Below are 5231 nucleotides of genomic sequence, written 5' to 3'. Positions count from 1 at the left end.
ATCCCCGGAGGGCAAGCAGGCGCTCGCCGACCCCGCGCGAACGGTACAGGAGCTGGCCGACCTCACCGAGCGGGCCTGGCACGCCCTGCTGGCCCCGCACTGGGCCAGCATTCGGGCCCTACTGGAAGCGGACATCGCCCACCGGTCGGGACGGCTGGCGGCAGGCGGATGGGAGGCGCTCTTCGCCGACCTGCATCCGGATCTGGCCTGGTCAGACGACACGCTCCTCCACAGGACGCCGCACGACTTTCCGGGGGCACAGCAGACGGACGGCCGAGGCGTGCTGATGGTGCCCAACGTCTTCGTCTGGCCAGACGTGGTAAGTGGCTTCGCCGCGCCGTGGCAGCCCACGGTGATCTATCCGGCCAGGGGCGTGGGCACGCTCTGGCAGGCCCCTGCCGCGGGAGCGCCGGGCGCGCTGGTCCGGCTCGTCGGCCGGACCCGGGCCGCCATCCTGGCCGACCTGGACGAACCCGCCTCGACGACGGCGCTCGCCCATCGCCACGGCATGGCACCGTCGTCCGTGTCGGCCCACCTGTCAGTACTGCGCGACGCCGGCCTGCTGACCGCACGCCGGCACGGCCACCAGGTGCTGTACGAGCGCTTACCCCTCGCCGTGGCACTGCTGGCGGCCGAATCGGTGGCTCGGCACTGAGACGGCGTGTCCGGGCAGGGGTGGACTGCTCCCAGATCAGAGCCTCACAAGGGGGCCGCAGACCGGCCCGCCCCCCGTCGACCGCGGACGGGCCGGCAGCAAGCACCAACTGATCACCGACGCCACCGGCATCCCACTCGCCGTCATCCTGACCGGAGCCAACCGCAACGACGTCACCCCGCTGCGCCTGCTGTTGGACGCCATCCCCAAGGTGCGCGGCAAACGCGGCCGGCCCCGCCAGCGCCCCGACGTCGTGCTCGGCGACCGCGGCTACGACCACGACAAGTACCGCCGAACTGCAGATCCGCCCACTGATCGCCCGCCGCGGCACCCAAACCCGGCTCCGGCCTCGGCAAACAACGCTGGGTCGTCGAGCAGACCTTCGCCCTGCTGCACGCAGGCCGGCCCGTCGCCGCGAACGCCAGTGACGCAGTCACCCACCCGCCTCATTGATCAGCTATGTCCGACTTTTGCACCCGCCGAGCGACCTCGGACCAGATTCATTGAGACACATCGGGCAGGGGCCTCGGCAGTAATGGCCGCGAATTCAACGATGTTGTTGTTGACCTGGAAGATCCCTGAAGGAACACAATCACGGGACGGCACGGCGGTGCAGGGATTAGCGGTAGGGGGTTGATCTTCGTATCGGTTCGGTGACGCGAGCCAGGTGAACTGGGACATCTCCGTGGACTCCACGACCGTCCGAGCGCACCAGCATGCCGCCGGCGCGCCCCGCACACCGCCCCCACCCGCCTCCACCCGCGGACGGCAAAAGGGGGGACGCCGCCGAGACAAAACAGGGCGATCCGGTACTGGCCACGCTGGCCGCCCGGCCGGCGGAGGTGGTCCAACTGGGGAATGCCTAGGTCGCTCCCGCGGCGGGTTCACCACCAAGATCCAACGGGTGCCCCGGCTCGGGCCGGGCCGCCCACGCGCCCGGCCCGACAGCCTGGCCGCAGACAAGGCCTATTCCTCCCGCGCCAACCGCGCCCACCACGCCGCCACAAGATCCGCCACACCATCCCCGAACCACGCGATCAACGCGCCCACCGCCGTCGACGCGGCTCGGCCGGAGGACGCCCCACCGGCTTCGACGCCGAACGCTACAAAGCGCGCAACGTCGTGGAACGGGCGATCAACCGGCTGAAGAACTTCCGGGCCGTGGCCACGCGATACGACAAGCGCGCCTACATCTTCCTCGGCGGGGCCGGGCGCGGTTACTCCAGCGAGCCCGCGCTCCACCCCTCTGATTGCGCGCGATACGCGATTGATGCGTGTCCGCTCCTGAACGGGCGGATGACCAGCTACCGCAGCACGCGCCGTGATCTGGAGGCCGAACGTTGTGGCGACCCGACCTGTGACTGCCGCCTGTGGACCAACTCAGCCGACCACGAGGCGCGGGCCGGTGCGAGGGCGTCCTCGTTCTACGCCGCCACTTATCGGCAGGAGGACTACCGGATGCACTGGGGCGGGATGCGCGAGCACCGCGACGTGCTGCTCGGCGTCGCCGTGTCCGGCATCGAGCCGCTGTCGATCCGGCTGGTCACTGCGGGAGAGCCATCGTTTTTGGACTTCGCCCGCGCTCTGCTCATGAACCTCCCCTTGACCTGAAAGGACACGCGATGAGCGTGCCAGTGACCGACGTCATGACCTTCGTCAGCCAGGCCGACGAGGGCACTCTCGACCAACTCGTCCTCGCCATCCAACAGCGCCGCGAGGTCGTCAAGGCTATCGCGGCGGCCGCACTCAAGGAGGGCGATGTCGTGGAGATTCACAGCATCAAGCCCGCCTACTTGCATGGCCGATGTAGGGGTCGCCGCCGCCTCCGCTGCCGAGGGGCTGCACGAGTCCCTTCACGCGGGTGGCGCCGGAAAGCTCTCCGGGGTGGTCAGGCCGGTGCTCTCCAGCAGGCGCTGGTGGTTGAGCACCGCGGCGTTGGCCTGCTCGGAGAAGCGCCGGACCAGGGTGTTCTGCGTGGTGCCGCGTACGGTGCCGATCAAGGTGAAGATCTTGCCGTGGGCCAGGCGCAGCCACTTGACGTAGGTGACGTCGTAGGCGGAACCAGATCTGCCGGATATGTCGCTCATCCAGCCCTGCTGCTCGTCCGTGGGCTTCACCGGCAGCTTGACGTCCAGCTTCGCGGCCAGGTCGCGGACCTGCTCGTCCAGCGCGTGGTGCTGGGCCGCGATCTTCCTGCTGACCTCCCGGACCTTGCCCCTGCTGGCGCGTTGCACCGCGTCCTGGGCCATGGGCATCTCCCACAGGCCGGCGAGCCGGACCTTCTTGATGAGGTCCCGGTCGGTCTCCGACAACGGCCCCCATCTGGTCTCCTGGGTGCCGGTGTCGGCCGCGGCCACACCCGGGGCGGCGGGTGAGCCGACCGGCTCGATCGTGACCGTGGGCGGCACGGCGCCGAGGTCTCCGGAGCGTGGCGTGGGCGTGTACTGGGCGCAGGCGGCGAGCGCGCAGAGCGCGACAGCGGCGCAACCGGCGAGAACCCCGCGGCTCCGGCTGAGTCTCATGGGCGTCATCCCTTCCGGGCCTCGTGCGCGGCCCGTTCGAGTGATGCTGGTCACCCGGAGATACGCCCGCGGGGTCGCGGACGGTTCAGAGCAGTGTGCAAGGTTTGCACGGAGCAAGCAGGGACCGAGCACGGGACAAGCGCTGAGCGAGCCGGTCAGGCCGGGCCCGCCGGCTTCAGAGGTCGTCGAGGAACTCCCCCTCGGCGATGGGCTTCTCGTCCGCGGCCAGGCTGAAGGTGTTCAGGGCCGCGACCATGGCCTCTCGCTGCTCCTGCGTGAGCTGGGCGAGGATGCGCGCCAGGTCGCCACGGCGATGCCGGGTCACCCCGTCGACCAGTGCCCGTCCTTCCGGTGTGAGCGCGATGCGCACCGTGCGCCGGTCACTGGCGGAACGGCTGCGCCGCACCAGGCGCTTGGCCACCAGCCGGTCGCACATGCGCGAGGCCGTCGACTGGTTCACGTCGAGCGCCTCGGCCAAGGTGGCCAGCCGTTGCGGCCCCCGCGCGGCGATCAGGACCAGGGCCCGGTGCTGCGGAAGGGTCACGTCACCGCCGGCGGCGGCGATGGAGCGCGCCGCCACGGCCACCAGCGCCCGGCTCGCGGTCAGCACCGCCTCCACCACGGGGTCGTCCACGGACAGCTGTCCGACGGCCGATTCGCGCACCGCGCCCCCCATCACCGCGCCCCCTCACCGCTCCACCGACATCACTCCAGCAATGTAGCGGGGGCTCGCCCGGTTCCGTCCGTCCCGGCGTACGTGCCGGAGCCGCTCCAGCGGTACGGCTAGAACAGCATCCTCACCCCGGCCCGCCGGATGGACACCCACCGCGCCAGCGGGTCCACGGCCGCGTGGGTGGCCGGTGACGCCTTCGCGAAGGACAGGGCACCGTCCACCAGGGCGGGCGGCCGTACCGGGACGTCGGGCGCGATGCCCGCGACGACGGCGAGCGGGCCGTCGCCGGAGCGGAGCGCGGCCGGCTTCTCGCCGAGCAGGGCGTGCAGGGCGTGCAGGGCGGCCAGGGCGCGGTCCCGCGCGGCCGGGCTCTCCTCGGCGAAGGCCCGCTCGCGCGCGTACTCCCTGATCAGGTCGTGGACGGTGTAGCGGCCGGGCTCGCACTCCTCGATCAGGTGGGCGGTGGAGAGCTGGCCCAGGAGCCGGTCGGCCGCCTCGGCGGTGGCGCCGATCAGCGCGGCGGCCTCCTCGTGGGTGAAGGCGGGCCACGGCAGCAGGCCCAGGAGCCGGAACAGCCGGCGGGGTGGCGGCTCGAGGCGCCGGTAGGACAGGTCGAAGGCGCCGCGGACCGCGGCGTGGGGGTCGTCGTGGAGGTCGAGGATGGACAGCCGGGCCCGGGTGAGCCGGCGCACCTGGCCGGCGATGTCCCTGCCCGGTCCGGCGACGATGTCGGCGGCGGCGATCCGCAGGGCCAGTGGCAGGTAGCCGCAGACGCGGGCGAGCTCCAGCGCGGCGGAGGGTTCCGCGGCTAATCGGCGGCTGCCGAGGATCTCGCCGAAGAGCGCGACCGCCTCCTCGGGCATGAGCATGCCGAGCGGCACCGGGATCGCGCCGTCGCGGGCGACCAGGCCGGTCAGCCGGTCCCGGCTGGTGACGACGGTGACGCAGCGCCGGCCGCCGGGCAGGAGCGGGCGGACCTGGTCGACACCGCCGGCGTTGTCCAGCACCACGAGCATGCGCTTGTCGGCCAGCAGGCTGCGGTAGGCGGCGCTGGCCTCCTCCACGGTGTCCGGCACCCGTTCCGGCGGCACGCCGAGCGCGCGCAGCAGCCGGCCCAGCGCCTCGATGGGCAGCAGAGGCCGCTCCGGCGAGCAGCCGTGCAGGTTGACGTAGAGCTGGCCGTCGGGGAACAGCGAGCGGACCCGGTGGCCCCAGTGCACGGCCAGGGCGGTCTTGCCGACGCCGCCCGCGCCGGTCACCATCGCGACGGCGGCCGTCTCGCCGCGGACCGCGATCGCGTCGAGCACGCCCAGCTCATCGTGGCGGCCGGTGAACGGCCCGGCCTCGGGCGGCAGCTGGGCGGGCACGGCCGCCTGCGCCG

At 72.1% G+C, this 5231-nt stretch carries 4 protein-coding genes and 2 pseudogenes; 3 read left to right on the top strand and 3 right to left on the bottom strand.

The annotated features are described in order from the left end of the window. The 3 genes and pseudogenes from AB0H81_RS43675 to AB0H81_RS43665 all read left to right on the top strand — a co-directional run. The coding region (locus tag AB0H81_RS43675) for a DUF5937 family protein (protein WP_358388061.1) at positions 1–655 on the top strand (655 nt) is incomplete at its 5' end. Between the two features lie 37 nt (positions 656–692). Then, a pseudogene (locus AB0H81_RS43670) lies at positions 693–1054 on the top strand (transposase); the annotation flags it as partial. A gap of 690 nt (positions 1055–1744) precedes the next feature. After that, positions 1745–1837: pseudogene (locus AB0H81_RS43665) on the top strand (IS5/IS1182 family transposase); the annotation flags it as partial. Positions 1838–2508: 671 nt separating this feature from the next. Here AB0H81_RS43665 and AB0H81_RS43660 read toward each other — a convergent pair. From AB0H81_RS43660 to AB0H81_RS43650, 3 genes are all read right to left on the bottom strand, one after another. Beyond that, positions 2509–3177, bottom strand: a complete 669-nt coding sequence (locus tag AB0H81_RS43660) for a DUF4142 domain-containing protein (RefSeq protein ID WP_358388059.1) — start codon at positions 3175–3177, stop codon at positions 2509–2511. 175 nt (positions 3178–3352) lie between these two features. Next, positions 3353–3841 (bottom strand): MarR family transcriptional regulator, encoded by a 489-nt coding sequence (locus tag AB0H81_RS43655; RefSeq protein WP_358388056.1) that lies wholly within the window; start codon positions 3839–3841, stop codon positions 3353–3355. A gap of 119 nt (positions 3842–3960) precedes the next feature. Beyond that, on the bottom strand, positions 3961–5231 hold a 1271-nt coding region (locus AB0H81_RS43650; RefSeq protein ID WP_358388053.1), incomplete at its 5' end, for an NB-ARC domain-containing protein.

The organism is Nonomuraea sp. NPDC050691 (assembly GCF_040654455.1).
Taxonomy (GTDB): Bacteria; Actinomycetota; Actinomycetes; order Streptosporangiales; family Streptosporangiaceae; genus Nonomuraea.
Note: the sequence above shows the minus strand (reverse complement) of the source record. Positions and strands in the feature narration are given on the sequence as shown.